Origin of the sequence: Streptomyces parvus (genome assembly GCF_014648875.1) — a bacterium.
Taxonomy (GTDB): Bacteria; Actinomycetota; Actinomycetes; order Streptomycetales; family Streptomycetaceae; genus Streptomyces; species Streptomyces parvus.
Genome location: NZ_BMRY01000005.1, coordinates 131,188 through 148,562 on the forward strand (window position 1 = coordinate 131,188; position 17,375 = coordinate 148,562).

General features: G+C 74.4%; 11 protein-coding genes. All 11 read right to left on the reverse strand.

Features of this window, described 5'->3' with window-relative positions; translation table 11 throughout:
• Nucleotides 1-57: 57 nt before the first annotated feature.
• The 11 genes from IE140_RS17395 to IE140_RS17445 all read right to left on the reverse strand — a co-directional run bounded on the left by IE140_RS17395 (nt 58) and on the right by IE140_RS17445 (nt 17,306).
• Nucleotides 58-2,049: a TOMM precursor leader peptide-binding protein gene (locus IE140_RS17395; protein ID WP_150198278.1), complete on the reverse strand. Its 1,992-nt coding sequence runs from the start codon at nt 2,047-2,049 to the stop codon at nt 58-60.
• A complete protein-coding gene (locus tag IE140_RS17400) occupies nt 2,046-2,801 on the reverse strand; it encodes an ABC transporter permease (protein WP_150198280.1) in 756 nt (251 codons plus the stop codon). Before IE140_RS17400 ends, IE140_RS17395 begins: the two co-directional genes overlap by 4 nt.
• A 97-nt stretch (nt 2,802-2,898) precedes the next feature.
• Nucleotides 2,899-3,861 carry an ABC transporter ATP-binding protein gene (locus IE140_RS17405; protein ID WP_189460513.1) on the reverse strand — a complete coding sequence of 321 codons (963 nt, stop codon included), beginning with the start codon at nt 3,859-3,861 and terminating at the stop codon, nt 2,899-2,901.
• Between the two features lie 43 nt (nt 3,862-3,904).
• A complete protein-coding gene (locus IE140_RS17410) occupies nt 3,905-5,017 on the reverse strand; it encodes a M50 family metallopeptidase (protein ID WP_093445222.1) in 1,113 nt (370 codons plus the stop codon).
• Nucleotides 5,014-6,063, reverse strand: a complete 1,050-nt coding sequence (locus IE140_RS17415) for a lantibiotic dehydratase C-terminal domain-containing protein (protein ID WP_093445223.1) — start codon at nt 6,061-6,063, stop codon at nt 5,014-5,016. Before IE140_RS17415 ends, IE140_RS17410 begins: the two co-directional genes overlap by 4 nt.
• Nucleotides 6,060-8,807 carry a lantibiotic dehydratase gene (locus IE140_RS17420; RefSeq protein ID WP_150198456.1) on the reverse strand — a complete coding sequence of 916 codons (2,748 nt, stop codon included), beginning with the start codon at nt 8,805-8,807 and terminating at the stop codon, nt 6,060-6,062. Before IE140_RS17420 ends, IE140_RS17415 begins: the two co-directional genes overlap by 4 nt.
• A gap of 14 nt (nt 8,808-8,821) precedes the next feature.
• Nucleotides 8,822-10,408, reverse strand: a complete 1,587-nt coding sequence (locus IE140_RS17425) for a SagB family peptide dehydrogenase (protein WP_189460515.1) — start codon at nt 10,406-10,408, stop codon at nt 8,822-8,824.
• Nucleotides 10,409-10,518: 110 nt separating this feature from the next.
• Nucleotides 10,519-12,606: a TOMM precursor leader peptide-binding protein gene (locus IE140_RS17430; protein WP_229826832.1), complete on the reverse strand. Its 2,088-nt coding sequence runs from the start codon at nt 12,604-12,606 to the stop codon at nt 10,519-10,521.
• Nucleotides 12,596-14,905 carry a TOMM precursor leader peptide-binding protein gene (locus IE140_RS17435; protein WP_150198163.1) on the reverse strand — a complete coding sequence of 770 codons (2,310 nt, stop codon included), beginning with the start codon at nt 14,903-14,905 and terminating at the stop codon, nt 12,596-12,598. Before IE140_RS17435 ends, IE140_RS17430 begins: the two co-directional genes overlap by 11 nt.
• A 5-nt stretch (nt 14,906-14,910) precedes the next feature.
• Complete coding sequence (locus IE140_RS17440; protein ID WP_189460517.1) at nt 14,911-17,016, reverse strand: BTAD domain-containing putative transcriptional regulator; 2,106 nt, start codon at nt 17,014-17,016, stop codon at nt 14,911-14,913.
• A gap of 41 nt (nt 17,017-17,057) precedes the next feature.
• Complete coding sequence (locus tag IE140_RS17445; protein ID WP_093445234.1) at nt 17,058-17,306, reverse strand: hypothetical protein; 249 nt, start codon at nt 17,304-17,306, stop codon at nt 17,058-17,060.
• Nucleotides 17,307-17,375: the final 69 nt, after the last annotated feature.

Here is a 17,375-nt window from a genome sequence, read left to right on the forward strand (position 1 = left end):
GTGCGCCCGCCCCCTCCGTCGGTCGGAGGGGGCTGTCGTACGTGGTACGCTGGCCGGTCACGGGAAGGGGTGCGGGACGGCCTTGATCTCCGCCTCCGGCAGGTCGTCGGTCCGGCGGCCCGCCGCCCGGAGCGCGGTCCGCAGCCGGGGCATGTGCAGCGCCCGCTGTCTGGTCCAGCCGAAGTCCAGCGGCAGCAGCCCGGGGACGATGGCGGAGACGGTGTGCAGGCCCATCCGGTGCTGTTCCGGCGTCGTCTGGTCGACGGCGATGACGTCGTGGCCCGCCTCGGTCAGCCGGTCCCGCAGGAACCGCAGATCGTCCAGCAGGTCGCCGGTGCGGGGGCGCAGCGGCTGCCAGTCGGCGAACGCCTCCGTCAGCGGGAGCACGGCGGCCGGCTCCAGGTACTCGACGGCGTGCCGGGCCATCGACGGCAGCCCGTAGAGCTGGGCGTGGTCCTTGAGGTGCAGGACTTTGGTGAAGTCCTGCTCCATCGCCTCCAGTTCGGCCCGGCGTTCGGCCACCTGGTAGGGCAGGTGCGGGATGTAGGTGAGCACTTCGGACAGGGCGGACTCCACCGTGTCCGCCGGGTCGAAGCCGGCCGCCGCGCTGAACGACAGGGTGCCGGGGCCGCCGTCCCGGCGCACCGCGAGGGCGGTGACGACGGGGACCGCCAGATCCATCCGCGTGTCGAAGGCGTGCACGTCGTAGCCGTGCAGGGCCGCCCGGTCGAGCATCGAGCGGACGCCGGGGGTGGCAGCGCCGGTGAGGTCGATCTCGGTGAGCCGGGTCCGTCCGTACCAGGCGAGGAGGAAGGCGTCCCGCTCGACGAGTTCGAGGAGGCCGAAGAGGATCGCCTCCTCCAGACTGCCGCCGGTGGCACAGCCGTTGGAACATTCGAAGACGAAGTTGTCGGCGTCGACGCCCGCGCTGTAGTGGGCGAGCCGGGACGGGACGAGGACCGGGGCGTCGTCGCGCAGGGAGTGGCCCCAGACCCAGGGGATCGGCCGGTCCGGGTCGAAGGGGCTGACCAAAGGGTCGGTGGCGTACGTCTGCGGGGTGTAGAAGCCGCAGTCGGCGGGGTTCAGCGCCTGGCCGGAGAGGTTGCGGTAGCTGTCGACGACCGGGGCCGTGCCGCGTCGCCGGTGGGTGCCCGCGTACCGCTCCAGGCCCTCCAGGTGGGCGAGGGCGCGGCTGGTGGCGTACCGGTTGGCCTGGCCGCTCCAGGTGACGTCGTTGAGACCGGCGTAACCGCGGACGAAGTGGGTTCCGGCGACCGGGGCGGTGGTGGTGGAGGTGGGGTTGATCCAGATGTCGGAACCGAGCGCGCCGCACACCGGGTTGGCGAGGGCGGCGGTCGGCAGCGGATAGGAGTCCAGGGTACGCAGACGGTAGGTGCCGGGGTCCGGTTTGGGGGCGGGGGCCAGGACCATCCGGGCGGCCTCGGCCGTGTCCGGGACCTCGTGGACGCAGGCGGGGCAGAGGGGTTCGGGCAGCAGCGGGAAGGTGGCCGTGGCGAGGGTGACCAGGTCGACCCGGGTGACCTGGGGAAGCGCCCGGTCGGCGGGGGTGGCGGTGGACCCCTCGGGGCACGTGGGCGCCTCGGGGCCGGGCGCTCCCAGGCTGCTGCGCAGGCCCGTGAAGACCGCGCTGTACGTCGCCCACACCGCGTCCACCGCGTACTCCGTGAGCACCGGCCAGTCCACGGCCCCCTGCGGCTCGTGACCCAGTTCCAGGGCCTCCCGCTCCGAGCGGCTGCGCAGCCGCTGCCAGCGCATCGCCAGGCACTGACCGCAGACGGCGGCGTCGGGCGCGCCGCCCCAGGGGCCGATGAGAACGGCCCGGGAGGTCAGCTGGACGGTGGCGGCGGGCCGGGTGCCCGCGTACGGGTCCGGGCGGCCGAAGCCGAGGACGTCGGCGGCCCCGAGCGGGACCACGTACGGCGCGGGCAGGTCACCCGCGCCGGGGGCGTCCGCGTGGCGGGCCGACAGCGCGGACTGGAGCCGGGCGCGCGCCGCGTCCAGCGCGGTCGGGGCGGTGGCCGTCGTCATGACTTGTCGCTCCAGCGGAAGGTCTTCAGCGCCACCGCGCCGAGGACGAGGGCGAATCCGGCGAGGACGGCGCACGCGACGCCGATGTCGGCCAGGGAGCCGCCGCCGGTCAGCGCGCCGGAGACCCCGTCGTTGAAGTAGCGCAGCGGCAGGATCCGGGAGAGGGCCTGCATCCAGCCGGGCATGGCGTCCAGCGGGAAGAACGAGCCGGAGAGGAACGCCATGGGAATCATCAGGCAGTTGGCGACGGCGGCGACCGCTTCGGGGGTCTTCGCATAGCTGCCGACGATGACGCCGAGCGCGAGGAAGGCGGTGATGCCGAGCACCAGCACGGGCAGGACGAGCGGCCAGCGGCCGTCCAGCTCAAGCCCGAAGGACGGCAGCAGGGCCACGGCGACGAAGAGGGCCGCCTGGACGGCCCCGATGGCCAGGGCCAGGACGTAACGGGAGGCGAGGACGGTGGAGACCGGGGTGGGCGTCATCCTGATCAGGCGGAGGATGTCGTCGCGCCGCCACTGCATGAGGACGAACCCGACGCCGAAGACGGCGGCGTTGGCGACGCCCCAGGACAGCACCCCGGGCGCGATGTAGTTGATGTAGGGCTTGCCGCTCTCCTCGACCGTCTGGCCGTGGAAGATCAGCCCGAAGACGACCAGGAAGATCAGCGGGAAGGCGAAGGTGAAGAAGAGGGTGGTGCGGTCGCGGGTATAGGCCCGGTACCCGGCCTGGCTCAGCGCGGTGTAGGCGCTCATGGGGTGTCTCCGTATCGCTGGTTCGCTGGATCGATGCGCGTGGGTGGGGCGGGACTTCCGGGGGCCGGAGCTGCCGGGGAGGCGTATCTTCCGGGGGTTACGGCTGTGGGGCGCCGGTGCCGGTGCCGGTCAGCTCCAGGTACACGTCCTCCAGGCTCGCCGTCCTGGTCTGTACGCCCTGGAGCCCCGTGATCGCGTCGACGGCGGCCAGAACCCGGCCCGCGGCGAGGGTCTCCAGCACGAGCGAGCCGCCTTCCTCGGTCACCCGGTCCACGTCCGCGATGGCGCGGGCCTGTTCCGGGGTGAGGCGGCCGGCCGGAACCAGCAGCCGGGTGGTCGGGGTGGCGGCCGCGATCAGCCGGCCGGGGCTGTCCAGCGCGGCGACCCTGCCCGCGACCATGATGGCGACCCGGTCGCAGAGCGCCTCGGCCTCGTCCAGGTGGTGGGTGGTGTAGACGATGGTGCGGCCCTGGCCCTTGAGGTCGCGCAGGACCTGCCAGAGCGAGCGGCGGGCCTGCGGGTCGAGGGCGGCGGTCGGCTCGTCCAGGAAGATCAGTTCGGGTTCGTGGACCAGGGCGGAGGCGATGGCGAGCCGCTGCCGCTGGCCGCCGGAGAGGTCGTCGACCCGGGTGTCGCCCTGCTCGGTGAGGCCGACGGAGGCGAGCGTGCGCTCGGCGGCCGCCGGGTCGCACCGGTAGAGGGCGGCCATGGTGGCCAGGTGTTCGCGGGCGGTCAGGCGGACGAAGAACGCGGAGGCCTGGGTCTGCACGCCGAGCCGGGGCAGCAGGGCGGTGTTGCGCGGCCAGGGGCTCATGCCCAGGACCGCGACCGTGCCGGAGTCGGCCCGCCGCTGGCCCTCCATGATCTCGACGAGCGTCGTCTTGCCCGCCCCGTTGGGCCCGAGCAGCCCGAAGAACTCCCCGCGTTCGACGGTCAGCGAGACCCCGTCGACGGCCCGGGTGGTCCCGTACGTCTTGTGGACCTCGGTCAGGGCGACGGCGGGCCCGGCGGACGGTTCCGTCGGGGGGTCCTGCGAGGGGCGGGGGGCGGTGGACGTCATGGAACTCTCCTCGATGGGGAACAGCGGGCCCGGGGCGGGCACTTCAGGTGGTCAGCAGGTGATGGACGCCCGCGACGAGCGCCGCGACGACGGCGGCCAGGACGAGGAGCGTGGCCGCCGCGTAGACGGGGTAGGCGATACGGGCCCGGCGGGGGTAGGCGGCCGCCTCCGGGGAGCGGCGCAGGGCGAGCCGCAGATAGCCGCCCGCGGAGGCGGCGAGACCGGTGGCCCCGGCGAGCTGGCACGCGATCTTGTAGCCGTCCAGCGGCGGCAGCGGCACGAGCATCATGAACGCCTGGACGCTGCCGAGGAGCAGGAGGGCGGCGAACGCCTCGTGCGTCGCGTCGTCGAGCGGGGCGAACAGCCACAGCGCGCAGAACGGGAGCAGGAAGACCAGGTTCATCACCGCACCGGCGGCGGCCGTGGCGATGCGGTGCCTCCGGGTGCCGAGGTAAAGGTAGTCGTCGACCGTGCAGTACATGATGACGGCGGGCAGCCGCCACCGCAGCCCGATCTCGGCGACCCGCCCGCCGTGGTGCCGGGCCACCACGCCGTGCGCCAGCTCATGAAGGGCGGTGCTCACCCAGAGCAGGATCGCCATGGCGGTCAACAGGACCGGGTTGGACATCAACCCCCTTACCGCGAGCAGGAGTTCACCGGAGCGGGCGACGACCACCGCCTCCATGGCGAGGACCAGCGCGAACAGCGGCACCAGGGCAGCGGGGGCGAGCAGGAAGCCGAAGACCCGGTGGAGCCGGGCGGTGGTGGCGTCGGCGTCGGCCACCAGCGGGAGGGAACCGCGCAGGAGGGTGCGCTTCTCCGGTACGGGGACGGGGGCGGGGGCGGGCTTCGGCTCGGGGGCGCCGGCCAGCAGCCCCTTCGTGCCCAGCAGGGCCAGGAGTTGCCGCCAGTGGGCGTCGGCCAGGCGGCGCCCGTACTCCCCCGCGTACGCCTCGCCGATCTCCGCGAGGCTCCGCTCTCCGTCCATGCGGGCGATGAGGAAATGCTCCTTGGCCCCGACCTTGAAGGAGTTCCCGGTCTCGGCGTCCTTGATCAGGTGGACCGTCGCGGCCCCGTCCAGCAGCGGATCGCTGAGCAGCACGCGGGGCCGCAGGGCCGGGCGGTAGTCGGCGAGCGCCCCGGGGGCCGCGCTCACGCGGACTCCTTGAGGACCCGGCCCAGGACATGGCTGAGGTAGGCCTCGTCGCGGATGGTGACGTGCAGCCGGTTGTTGGTCATGTGCATGTACGGGGAGAGCAGGAGCGGCAGCGCCACCGCCGGGTCGGTGACCTGTTCGTCCCGCTCGCCGTCCCAGGACCGGAACACCAGGTCCCCGTCGACGGCCAGTTTCCGGGCCCGGTCCCGCAGTTCGGCGCAGTGCTCGGCCCAGCCCGCCAGGGATCCGGGCAGCGAGCGGGCGCTCCCGGGCGGGGCCGTGGCGGCCCGGACCCGGGCGAACCGGTCCCGCAGCCCGTCCGCCGTCCGGGCGTAGTTGGTGTCGTACTCCTCGGTGCCGATGAAGCCGGTGCCGGGGAACGCGCGGTGCCAGAACGTGTAGTAGTCGTCCAGGTACTGCGTCAGCTCCGCCCGGTCCGGCAGGAAGGTCGAGGACATCACCATCATCAACTGGGCGGCCGTGCCCAGCAGTACGGTGCGCAGATGGAGGTTCTTGGTGGCGAGGGCGTCGATCACCAGGTCGCTGGAGTGCCGGAAGTGCCACTCGGCCAGCTCGATCCCGGCCGGGCCGCCGTACTTCCCGAACTCCGGCTCGTACGGCTCCCGGTGGCGGGAGTTGTTGGGGCGCAGGTTCATCCGGCCCTGCTCGTCCGTGTAGTGGCCGCGCTCGCTGCCGGGGAACTCGATCTCGAAGAGGGTGTTGTAGAAGTCGTTGAGGAACCCGGAGTCGACCTCGTACAGCGCGGGCCGCTCGGCCAGGAACGCGTCCACGGCCCGCTCGGTGCGGCGGGCCACTTCGGGCTCGGCGGCGGGCGATGACGGCTTCAGCCGCAGCCGTACGTGGGGGCCCTCCAGCCAGTAGTTGATGAAGAAGTACCCGGCGAGCAGGCCGTCCGCCTCCAGCTCCGCCACCAGCGGGCGGACGCAGTTGAGGAGGAAGGGGCGGGGGTTGGCGGCGTAGAAGACGTGGGTGGCCTGCCACGCTCCGGTGGTGGTCGCGGCCGCTGCGGTGGTGGGGGGTGTCATGTGGTGGTCCTCCTGCGGACGGGTACGGCCGTCTCCACGGCCAGTTCGGCTACATGGCGGCCTGCGCCCGAGACGGTGGGCAGCGCGTCCTCGTCGGGCAGCATCTCCCGGAACACCACTCGGGCGTCGGGGGACTTGATCAGCGCCTCGAAGGCGGACAGGGACAGCGGGCTGTCGAAGTCGAGGTACTGCGGTTTGGCGCCGGTCGCGCCCCGGGCCCCGGTGTCCGACACGGTCGCGAAGACCCGGTCGGGCAGCCCGTGGGTACGCCGGAAGGCGTGCCAGTCCAGGAACCAGCCGTCCTCCGGTGTGCCCGGCCGGTGCAGCGGCAGGACGGCGGCCGGGGCGCTCCAGCTGCGCCGGCTCAGGACGAGCGAGCCGTGCCGCACCCGGGGCCGCCCGGTGACCCCGCCGCGCGGCTCGCCCTCGGGGACGCCCGCCCACACGTTGAGCGGGGCCATCAAGGTCGGGGAGAGCAGGAGCAGGGTGCGGGGCAGTTCGGGCAGGGCGAGGGGGACGAGGTAGCCGAGGTAGACGGGGATGACCTCGCGGCCCAGGCGGACCGAGCGCAGGGCGAGCCGGTCGGCCTCGGCGTCGTGCACGAGGTAGAGGTCGTCCAGGTCGATCCTGAACTCCGGTTCCAGCGTGCCGCGTTCGCCGGGGCAGACGATCTCGTACGGGGTCAGCCTGCCGTGCAGATTGAGGTTGCTGGTGACCGGGCCGCCGGTGACCTCGGCGAGGACCGCGCCCTCGGGCACGAGGGCGTCGGCGTCCGCGAGGAGCTGTTCGTCGAGGCCGTCGAAGAGCTGGGTGAACCGGGTGAACGAGAACGACACCCCGCCGTAGGACCGGTTGAGGACGACGAGCGGGTCGCCCGGGCGGTCGGCGATCTGGACGTGGTGGCTCATCGGGGCGAACCCGGCCCGGGGAACGTCCAGTTCACCGGCGACCGCGTCCAGGAACGCGTCGTCGAGCCACACCTCGCCCACATCCGGCTCCGCCGCCTCCCAGAGCGCGGCCATCTTGGCGGTGAAGGTGCGCCGCGCGTCATCGAGGGCGCGCAGCCGGGGCAGGCCGAGCCAGTTGACCTCCGGGACGTAGGTGCCGTCGGCGTCGTACGGGGTGCGGGAGGAGGTGAACGTCATGTACTGGTCGAAGAAGTCCTCGTGGAAGTCGTGGACCAGCTTCAGCAGGTCGTCGCAGCGGCCGCCGCGTCCGTAGCGCGCCAGGAAGAAGCCCTGGAAGGTGATCCGCTGCGGAAGGGTGAGGTCGAAGGCGGGCAGCACCCGCTCCACGGCCGCCAGCGGCCCGGCGGCCAGCCCCCGCCACGCATCGGGATCCAGCGCGACGGCCGGGGAGCCCTGGCCCGAAGCCTTTTCGCCCCGGTCCGGCGCACGCCCCGCGCCCGCCGCCGCGTCCTCGTACAGCAGCGTCTGCGGGACCTTCGCGCGCTCGCCCCCCAGCTCCTCCTCCTGCACCGCCCGCAGCCCGGCCCGTACGGCTGCCAGCAGGGCGCGCCGCTCGTCCGGGGCCGCGTCGGCGAACCGGGCGGCGTGCGCGGCGGGCTCCTCCAGGCGGTCCGCGAGCCGGGCGGCCCAGGGGCGGTCCAGGCCGCGCAGGGCGTCCTGGAAGGCCCGGAGCGGGTCGGTGTCGTGGACCTCGGTCCGCAGACACGGCACCTGGACCATGCCGACGTCCAGGAGCGCCCCGAGGTACTGCTCGCACTCCTCGCGCGCCGCCCCCCGGTCCCGCTCCAGCCAGGACGCCAGCTCGCCGTAACGGATCGTGCCGCGTTCCTCGAACAGGCCGAGCAGCCGTTCCAGGGTGCCGCTGCGGCGCAGGAAGAACAGCCGGTCCTTCACCGCGTCGAAGGTGACGGCCGCGTCCTCGTCGCCCGTGGTGACCCAGCGCCGGACATAGCGGACCCGGTCGTCGTCGCGCCCCCAGCCGGAGGCGAGGGCGAGCGGCAGATCGGCCCGGCGGACCGGGTCGGCGATCACCGCGTCGGCGATCCGGCCGAGCGCCACGACGTTGAGCCGGACCTGCGTCCGCCACTCCTCCCCGACCCGCGTACGCAGCCCGTCCGATCCGCCGAAGACGCCGGGGGCGACACCGGTGAAGGTGGAGAAGGGGCTCGTCTTGCACGCCGTCCGGTACACGTAGGAGAGCAGCGAGCGCTCGATCTTGCGCTGTTTGCGGTCCGGCCGCGCCCCGGGGCGGGACGCCTTCTCCCGGTAGGCGTCGAGCTGGGCGTCCAGGGTCGGCGAGGCGAGCAACAGCCCTTTGCGCAGCCGCTCGTGGCCCGCGATCCGGGCCAGCTCGGTGCGGGTGCGGCCGGTCTCGTCCGCCACCAGGGCGGCCCCCGCGTCCCGCTTGCCGGCGAGGGCGCGCCGGCCGGTCAGCCAGTCGGCGAGGGCCCCGGCGGCGGCCGGGTCGAGGGCGCGGACCCGGTTCAGGGCGTCCTCGGCGGCGGCCGGGTCCGGCAGCCGGTTGTTGAAGACGTCGCGGCGCAGCTTCAGCAGGGCGCGGCGCAGCGGTTCGTCGTCGCTGCCGCCGATCAGCCCGTGCAGCTGGTCCGCGGCCTTCCCGGCGAGCAGCGCCAGCTGTTCGGTGGTGTCGAGGACGTCGTCGGCCCAGCGCCGGCTGTCGGGGCAGCGCAGGGCCCGGACCTCGTCGACGGGGAGCCCGGCGACGCGCAGCATGAACGCGGGCGGGGCGGCCAAGGGGTTCACGGTGTCGGTCATCGTCGTATCCCCGCTCAGGCGATCTCGTAACGGAAGTCGGCGGGGGCGGGGCGTTCGTTGCCGATCATCATGATCAGCAGGGGCGCCTCGCCCGTCCCTTCGAGACCCAGCTCCTCGATGTAGGAGATGTTGTCGAAGCCGAGGGCGACCCCGCAGCCGAGCTCCACGGCCGCCGCGGCGGTGTAGACGGACTGGGCGACGGCCCCGATGGTCGCGTTGACCAGCCGGTATCCCCGGTCGCCGACGGCGTCGAGGACGGCGGTGGTGCGGACGGTCGGCACGAGCACGGCCCCGGCCTGCTCCAGGTTGTAGTTGGCGAGGAAGTAGTTCCGCTGAAGGAACTCCCCCGGCCGCCCCTCCTTCACCCGCCGCAGGCTCCGCCGCCCGGGGTCGTAGACGTACGAACCGGGCTCGACGCCCTCGACGTGGTTCACGAACGCGTACACCCGGGCCAGCCGGGCGTCACCGGTGTCGCCGCCGAGCCGCGATCCGGCCGATGCGGCGGCCAGGCAGGCGGCCAACTGGTCGGCGGTGACGGGCTTCTGGGCGTCGAACCGGCCGAAGCTGCTGCGGCGGGCGCGCAGCGCGGTGCGCACGTCGGCGTCCAGCGGCCGGGCGGGCGGCAGCTCGACCTCCGCGAGCCCCGGGTCGACGGGGTGGGCGGCGGCGGGCCCGAGGGCGTCCGGGGCGGGGCGGGCGGTGGCGTCGGCGGAGGTGGCCGCCTGCATGCGGAGCAGCGCGTCGAAGGTGAGGACGGTACGGGAGCGCTCGACGTCCGCGCGCCCGACGGCGACGGGCGCGGTGGCGGCCGGGAGAGCCGAATCCCCTTGCGAACCTGCCCACTTGAGCGGCACGACGGCGAAAATCCCCTCCTGCGCCGGGTCCACGCCGAGCAGGGCGGCGAGGCGTTCCTCGTCGAACCAGAGGGCCGGTTCGACGGCCAGGCCCCGGGCGGTCGCCCACATCCGCCAGGTCTGGACGCAGGCCCCGAGGTCCATGGAGACGGCGTGGAAGGAGAAGCTGTTGTACTTGAAGGAGTTCTGCCAGTACTTGATGCCCAGCACCAGGTACTGATCGGTCTCAGGACCCGGCGCCCCGTCGCCCAGCGCCTCGCGCACCTGCCCGGAGACATCGCCCGTGAGCAGCCGCTGCATGGTGTGGTGCCGGGTGGAGTAGTAGTGCACCCCCGGCGGTACGGGGGCGCTCGGCCCGGACACCCAGTGGATGCTGACCGGGTAGAGCCCGCCGCCGGAGGCGGAGCCGCGCGACCAGTTGGCGAGCGGGTAGAAGGGCAGGGCGTTCAGGTCCGTGTTCGCCTGGACGCCGAGGCGGCGGCCGGTCAGACCGTACGAGTCACGGAGCATGCCGGAGAGCGAGCCGAGGTCGAACGCGCCCTGGGCGGAGGTGTTTTCGGCGAACAGCCCCCGGTCGACGGTCGCCCCGGCCGGGTAGCCGGCGTCGGGCAACAGGAATCCGTCCGCGCCCGGGTGGTACTTCGCCTTGCGCGGCCCGTCCTGCCAGTTCGGTACGTAGTCGGCGGGGTCCATCGGGACCCGGCCGCGGTGCATGATCGCGGCGGCGTATTCATGGGCGTATCCCATGGCGGGCTCCTTGGTCACGGCAGGAGGGGGAATCACGGCAGGAGGGGGAAGGGGCGGAACGGTCACGGGACCGGTCATGGGAACGGGTGCGGGGCCGGTCATGGGAACGGTCATGGGAACGGGTGCGGGGCCGGGTTGAGATCGGCGTCGGTGAGGTCCGCCGTCCGCAGGCCCGCCTCGCGCAGGGCGGTACGGAGCCGGGGCATGCCGAGGGCCCGCTGGCGGGTCCAGCCGAAGTCGATGGGCAGCAGTCCGGGCACGATCACGCTCACCGTGGTCAACCCGAGATCCCGCTGTTCCGGCATGGTCTGGTCGACGACGACCACGTCGAACCCGGCGGCGGCGACGGCGTCCACGCAGCGGAGCAGGTCCTCGCGCAGATCGTCGGAGACCGGCAGGACCGGCCGGCCGCCGGGCCCGTCCCCGTACAGCTCGTCGAAGGAGCGGACGGGCGGGCGTACGCTCCCCGGCGTGCCGAGCAGGAAGTCCGCGTGGTCGCCCATCTCCGGGATCCCGTACGCCAGCGGGTGGTCGTGCAGCGCCTCGACCTTGGCGAAGTCGGTGGCCATGGCCCGCAGCCGCTGCTCGTCCCGCTCGGTTCGGCCCTGGAGGTTGACGGCGTCGGTGGCGATCTCGCAGAGGGCCCCGGCGAGGGCCGCCTCCGGGTCGAGCCCGGCCCCCGCGCCGAAGCACATCCGGCCGGGCCCGCCGTCGGGGCGGACGGCGACACCGGTGACGACGGGGATGGGGAAGGTGATCCGGGTGTCGAAGAACCGCGCCTCGTAGCCGTACATCTCCAGCCGGTCCACCATCTGCCGGTTGGCGGGGCGGCGGCTGGTGCGCGGGTCGATCTCGGGCAGCGCGGCCCGCCCGTACCAGGAGAGCAGGAACGCGTCCCGTTCGACGACCTCCATCAGCCCGAAGTAGACGGCCTCCTCCAGCGCGCCGCCGGAGGCACAGCCGTTGGAGCTCTCCTGCACGAACCGGTTCTCCAGGCCCGGCGCGTGGTAGTACGTGAGCACTTCGGGGACCAGGACGGTGTGTCCGTCGCGCAGCGACCAGCCGCGCACCCAGGCGATCTCCCGGTCCGGGGTGAAGGGCCGCACCCGGGGGTTGGCCCGGTGGAAGGCGTCGGAGTAGAGGCCGCAGACGCGCGGGTCCACGACGGCCCGGCCCTCGGCACGCAGGGTGTCCAGGGCGGCGTGCACCTGGGCGTGCCTGGCCCGGGGCCGCATGCCCGCGTACCGCTCCAGGCCCTCCAGCACACCGATGCGCACGCTGTCGGCGAAGGTGTCGGCGTGCCCGCCCCAGAACGTCTCGCGCAGATACGGTCCCGAGCGCAGCGAGAAGCAGCCGATGGTGGCGGACGTGGACGTGGAGGAGACGTCGTGGACGACGGAGGGGCCGAGCGACCCGCAGACGGGGTTGGCGTACGGCTCGACGGGCAGCTCGTAGTTCCGGAGGTCCCGGACCCGGAAGCCGCCGGGCCGTAGCTTGGGCGCGGGCTTCAGGGTGAGGGAGGCGGCCTCCTCGCTGTCGGGTTCGGGCTGCCCGCAGCCGGGGCACTCCGGATCGGGGACGAGCGGGTAGTGGCGGACGGCCAGGGTCTGGAGGTCGACGAGATGGACGGCGGGGAAGGCCCCGGTGTCCGGTCCGCCGCCGGCCAGCCGGGCGGCGATCACCCCGGCGACGGCCTCGGCCGCGAACGGGGTGACGTAGGGGGACGGGCCCGCCGCCCGGGTCCCGGAACCGAGCTCCAGCGCCTCGCGCAGGGCGACGGACCGCACGGCCTGCCACCGGCGCTCCAGGCAGCGGGCGCAGGGGCGTCGGGCGGTGCCGTGCGGCGTCGGCAGGGGGCCGACGACGGCGTGCCGCCCGTAGTAGCGCACGGGCACGGTGTCGGTCCGGGGCACCTCCCTGTCGGCCGCGAACGCGTCGTGTACACCCAGGGGTTGGACGTCCGGCGGCGTGGTGACCGCTGCCGCCCCTCGTTGCCGGGCCAGCGCCTGCCGCAGCAGCTCCGCGAGCAGCCGGGTGGACTCCCCCAGCACGGGAGCGTCCGGTGCGGCGGGCCCGCCCGGCGCGCCGGGCACGTTGGGCGTGTTGGCCGCGTCGGGCGCGTTGGCCACGTGGGGCCCGTTGGCCGCGTCGGGCCCGTCCGGCACCTTGGGCGCGCCCCGCAACGTCTCAACGGCCATCGGTGCCGCCCTCGCCGTCCACCGTGAGCAGCACCCGGGCCGTGGCGATGGAGCCGGAGCGCAGGTCCGCCGAGGTCGTCGGCACGTACAGGGCGTCGCGCCCGGCGGACGCCAGCGCCTCCAGCACCGCGTCGAACGAGGTCTCCGCAGTGTCCGCCACGACGGACTCGCCGCCCACCGCGATCGCGCCGGGGGCCAGGTCGGCCACCAGCGGGTCGCCGGGGTCGACCGCCGCCTCCGGGTCCTCGGCGGCGAGCTGCACCTGCCCGAGCAGGTCCCGCAGGGCGGCGGCGGCCGCCGCACGCCGGGACAGTCCGGCCCCGACCGCCCAACGCGGAGCGGAGGCAGGCCCGTTGGCCTCGCGGGCCAGCACCACGTGGGCCGTGCTGCGGCCCGCCTCGCCCAGGTCGAGGAGGTCCACGGCGATGTCCAGGTTGGCGGCGGACTTCAGCAGGAACACCAGCTCCGGGTCGTCGCCGCCGACCGCCAACGGGCTCACCGTGGTGCTGCCCCGGACCGCGCGGAGCAGGGCGTCGTGGGCGAGCGCGGACAGCAGCCCCCGGCCCGCCGCCTCCGCCGCGCTGCCGCCCGCACCGGCTCCGGCGGTGGTCGCCAGGTGCACCCGGTCGCGGTTGTGCGGCCCGAACGGGCGCAGGGCGGCGGCCGGTACGCGTACCGGGTCCTTGCCGATCAGGGAGGTCGCCACCGCCCAGGCGGCGGGCGCGGCCCCGGTGCCGCCGCCGGTCGTCAGGGCGTCGGGCCCCAGCGTCCGCAGCTCCTGGGTGCTGCCGTCCGCCCGGACTCCGTGGACGCTCTGGACTCCGTGGACGCTCTGGACGCCCGCCAGCGGAACCATGTGCTCCACATAGGTCTCGGCCGCCGCGTACAGCGCCCGGGTCCGTGCCCCGGCCAGGTGGTGCACGTCGAACGCGGCGATCCGGCGGCGCGCCCCGCCCCCGAGCGCCACCTCGACCCGGCTGAGTTTCAGCGGGGTCTGGGTCAGCTCCTCGTCGTCGTAGCGGCGGAAGGTCCCGGTGTACGGGCGGACCAGCGCGGTGCTGATCCGGTTCAGCTCCTCGACCAGCTCCTCCGCGTCCCGGGCGGTCTCCACGGTCGCGGTGACGGGCAGCGCGAGGGCCTCGGGCAGGGCGGCGGGTCCGTCGGCGTCCTCGGCGGGGAGCGCGGAGCAGCGGGTGCACCGGGGGTGGGGCCGGACCGGTTCGGCGATCACGTCCAGCGATTCCAGGTCCTGGACGAGGATCTGGCCGGCCGTCTCGGCGGGCAGCGCTCCGGTGGTCAGGCGGAAGACCTCGTAGCCGACGAGGTTGCCGACCATCGCGGCGACCGGCCCGGAGAGGGCGGCCCCGTCGGACGGTACGGCCCCCGCCGCCTCGCTCCACAGATCGGCGGCCGTGCCGGGGTCGACGTTGCCGCCCAGGCGCAGCAGGGCGCAGGACCAGCAGCCGGTGGAGCCGGCGGTGGAGAGCGGGCCGACGACCAGGCGGCGGCCGAACAGCCAGGCGGGGATGAGCGTCACGCCCTCGGGCACCCCGGCGGCCAGCAGCCGGTGCGTGCGCGCCCCGGCCCCGGCTCCGCTGACGACGACGATGTCGTAGCCGTCCAGGTCGGCCCAGCCCGCGTCCGTACCGGCGGTGATGGTGTCGACGCGCGCCCCGTTGGCGGCGGCCTCGGCGATGACGTCGTCGGAGGCCGCCGGCGCGCCGATGCCCGCGCATCCGTTGCGCACCAGGCTCAGCGCGCACCAGCGGGCCGTCTCGTCGTCACCGAGGACGGCGACACGGGTGGCGCGGTAGCGGGCGAAGCGGGCGGGGGCGTCGTCGGTGTAGTGGTCGACGTAGGCGATCTGGGCGGCGAACCGTTCGGCGGTCTCCCCGTCGACCGCGTCCCCGGCGGTGTCCGCCTCGGGGATGTCCCGGGCGAAGCCGCGCGCGTACAGCGTCTTGACCAGTTCGGCGGCCATCGCCCGCTGCGCGGGCCCGAAGCCGGCGCAGAGTTCGGCCATGCGGTGCCGCCCGGTGAGGTGCGGGACGACGAGGGAGGCGAAGCGGTAGGCGGTGCGGCCGGTGAGGTGGAAGCCGCCGTCGGCGTTGTGGAACAGCACCCCGCCGGGGGTCTCGGTGAACAACACGTCACGGCGGATACGGGGCCGGGTGCCGGCGAGCGCGTCGAACGCCGTCGTCGCGGTGGTCTCCGCCGTCGCGGTGGTCGCGGGCGTCGGTGCGGGCTTGGCGGGTGCGGCGGACGTGACGGGGGCGGCGGGGGCAGCGCTCTCGGCCATGGGGATCACACCTTTTCTGTGCGGCGGTCGCGGATCCGGGCGGTTCTTCGTACGTGGGCGCGGAGCAGATCGTGGATGCGGTACGGGCCCGGCGGGCCGTCCTCCAGCAGTCCGGCGTCGGCGAGTTGTTCCCGTACGGCTTCGGGAACGGGTCCGTCCTCGTCGGGGCCCCGGTCGTCGAGCAGCGTCGGGGGGCCCTGGGCGAGGTGGGTGAACGCCTCGGACAGCCGGGGATCGAGCCGGCCGAGCGCCCGGTCGAAGAGGCCGGACACCGAGTGGTCCGGGGAGTCGGTCAGGGTGAGCCGGGAGAGCGGGTCGTCGCCCAGCCAGTCGGCGGCATCGGCGAGCCGCAGGCCCGGCCGGGTGAGCAGCCGGGCGGTGAGGATGCGCAGGGCGGCCGGGAAGTGGCCGCACACGGCGGCGAGCCGGTGGGCGGCACGGGGTTCGGCCTCCACCCGCTCGGCGCCCAGGGCGGTCAGCAGCAGGGCGTAGGACTCGGTCTCGGTGAAGGTCGTCAGGCGCTGCACCCAGCCACCGTGGGTCGCGATGAGTCCGCCGAGGCCCATCCGGCTGGTGACCACGACGGCGGGGCCCGGCCCGGCTCCTGCTTCCCCGCGCAGCGTGAGCAGGGGGCGCACCTGGTCGGCGTCGACCACATCGTCGAGGATCAGCAACGCCCGCCCCTCGCCCGCCGCCCCGAGCACGGCGGCCACGTCGGCGGTCACCTCATCGGCCGGGCGGGGTTCGCCGTCCGCGCGGGTCATCCGGACGAGCAACTGCCCGGCGGGGAAGGCGTCCCGGGCGAGCCGGGCGGCGTGCTGGGCGAGCGCCGACTTGCCGATGCCGGGTGCCCCGGAGACCAGGACGGTGAGGGGCCGGTGGTCCTCGGGGCCGGGCGGCGGAGGCGCGGTGAGGCGGGCAGTCAGGGCGGCGGCCTCGGCGGCGCGCCCGGTGAAGTGCGGGACGGCGGGGACCGGTTCGATGCGGGGAGTGGCGACCGGGGCGAAGGTCGTCCCGGCGGCGGGAGCGGGTGCGGCAACCGGGGTGGCGCCCTGGGCCGGGGCCGGGGAGCCGCCTTGGGCCGGGACCGGGGGGGCACCCTGGGCCGGGACCGGGTGGCTGCCCTGGGGCAGGACCGGCGTGGGGCCCGGCGCCACGACGCCCGAAGCGGCCTGGGCCGTCACGGGCGAAGCGCCTTGGTCCGTGGCGGACGCCGCGTCCGGAGCCGTGGCGGACGCTGCGTCCAAGACCGTTGAGGGCGTCACGGCCGAGACCGTCGAGGGCGCGGCGTGCGGGGCCGTGATCGGCCGGGCGGCCGGGAGGGCGACGGTCGCGCCCCGGATGACGCGGGGCGCCGCCGGTGCTGCCGGACCGAGGTCCTCGCCGCGCAGGACGGCCAGTTCGAGCCGGCGCAGGGAGGGCGAGGGGTCCACGCCCAGCTCCTCCAGCAGGAACCCCTTGACCCTGCGGTATTCGGCGAGGGCCTGCGACTGGCGTCCGCTGCGGTAGAGGGCCTCGATGAGCTGTTCGTGGAACCGTTCGTGGCCCGGGTGGAGGCGCGTAGCGGTCCACAGGTCGACCAGCGCCTCGCCGCAGCGCCCGAGCGCCAGCAGTAGGTCGCAGACCCGCTCGACCGCACGCAGCCGTTCCTCCGCGAGCCGGGGCACCTCGTCGCGGTGCAGGACGACGGACCGGACGTTGGCGAGCAGCGAACCCTGCCAGAGCGAGAGGGCGTCCCTGAGCGCGCAGAGCTCTGCCTCGGGGTCCCGGTCCAGGCCGGCGGCCCGGCGCAGCCGGTCGCGGAAACCGAGGAGGTCCAGGGTGGGCGGCGCGGCGGTGATCCGGTAGCCGCCGGGCACCGCGTCGATGGAGGTGGTGACGCCGTGCTTGGAGAACAGCCGGCGAAGCCTCAGCACACAGGTCTGGAGGGCCGCCCTGGCGGTGGCCGGCTGCTCCTCACCCCATATCGCGCGCTGCAAGTACTCGGCGGAGACCGGGGAGTTGGCGTGCAGAAGCAGCGCGGCGAGCAGGTTCGCGGGCTTGGAGGGCTGAAGGACGACGGTGTCGGGACCGTCGGCGAGGGCGAGCGGCCCCAGAAGCTGGAACCGCATCCCGGAAGGCGTCCCCGGAATGCCTGCTGGGCTCGACACGTCTAGTCCCAGCCGTTGACCAGCTTGCACATCTGGACGGGCGGCGATTCCGGGGGCAGTTGGCCGATGATCCCCGCCAGCTCCGTACAGATGACGCGGGCGATCTCGTCGGCGACGGGCGGGGGGCCGGCCGGGGTGGTGGCCGATGCGGGGCCGGTGGAGAAGGTGAGGGCGGCGAGGGCGATACCGATGACGAGCGCGGCGGCTCTGGCCGGGCGGCGCTGCTTCTGCGCAAGCGGAGACCTTGACACGTGTTCCCCTTCGACGGTGGCGTCGGAGCCGGGGTCGTCCCGGCACGGGAGACGATGCCAGCGCGGAAC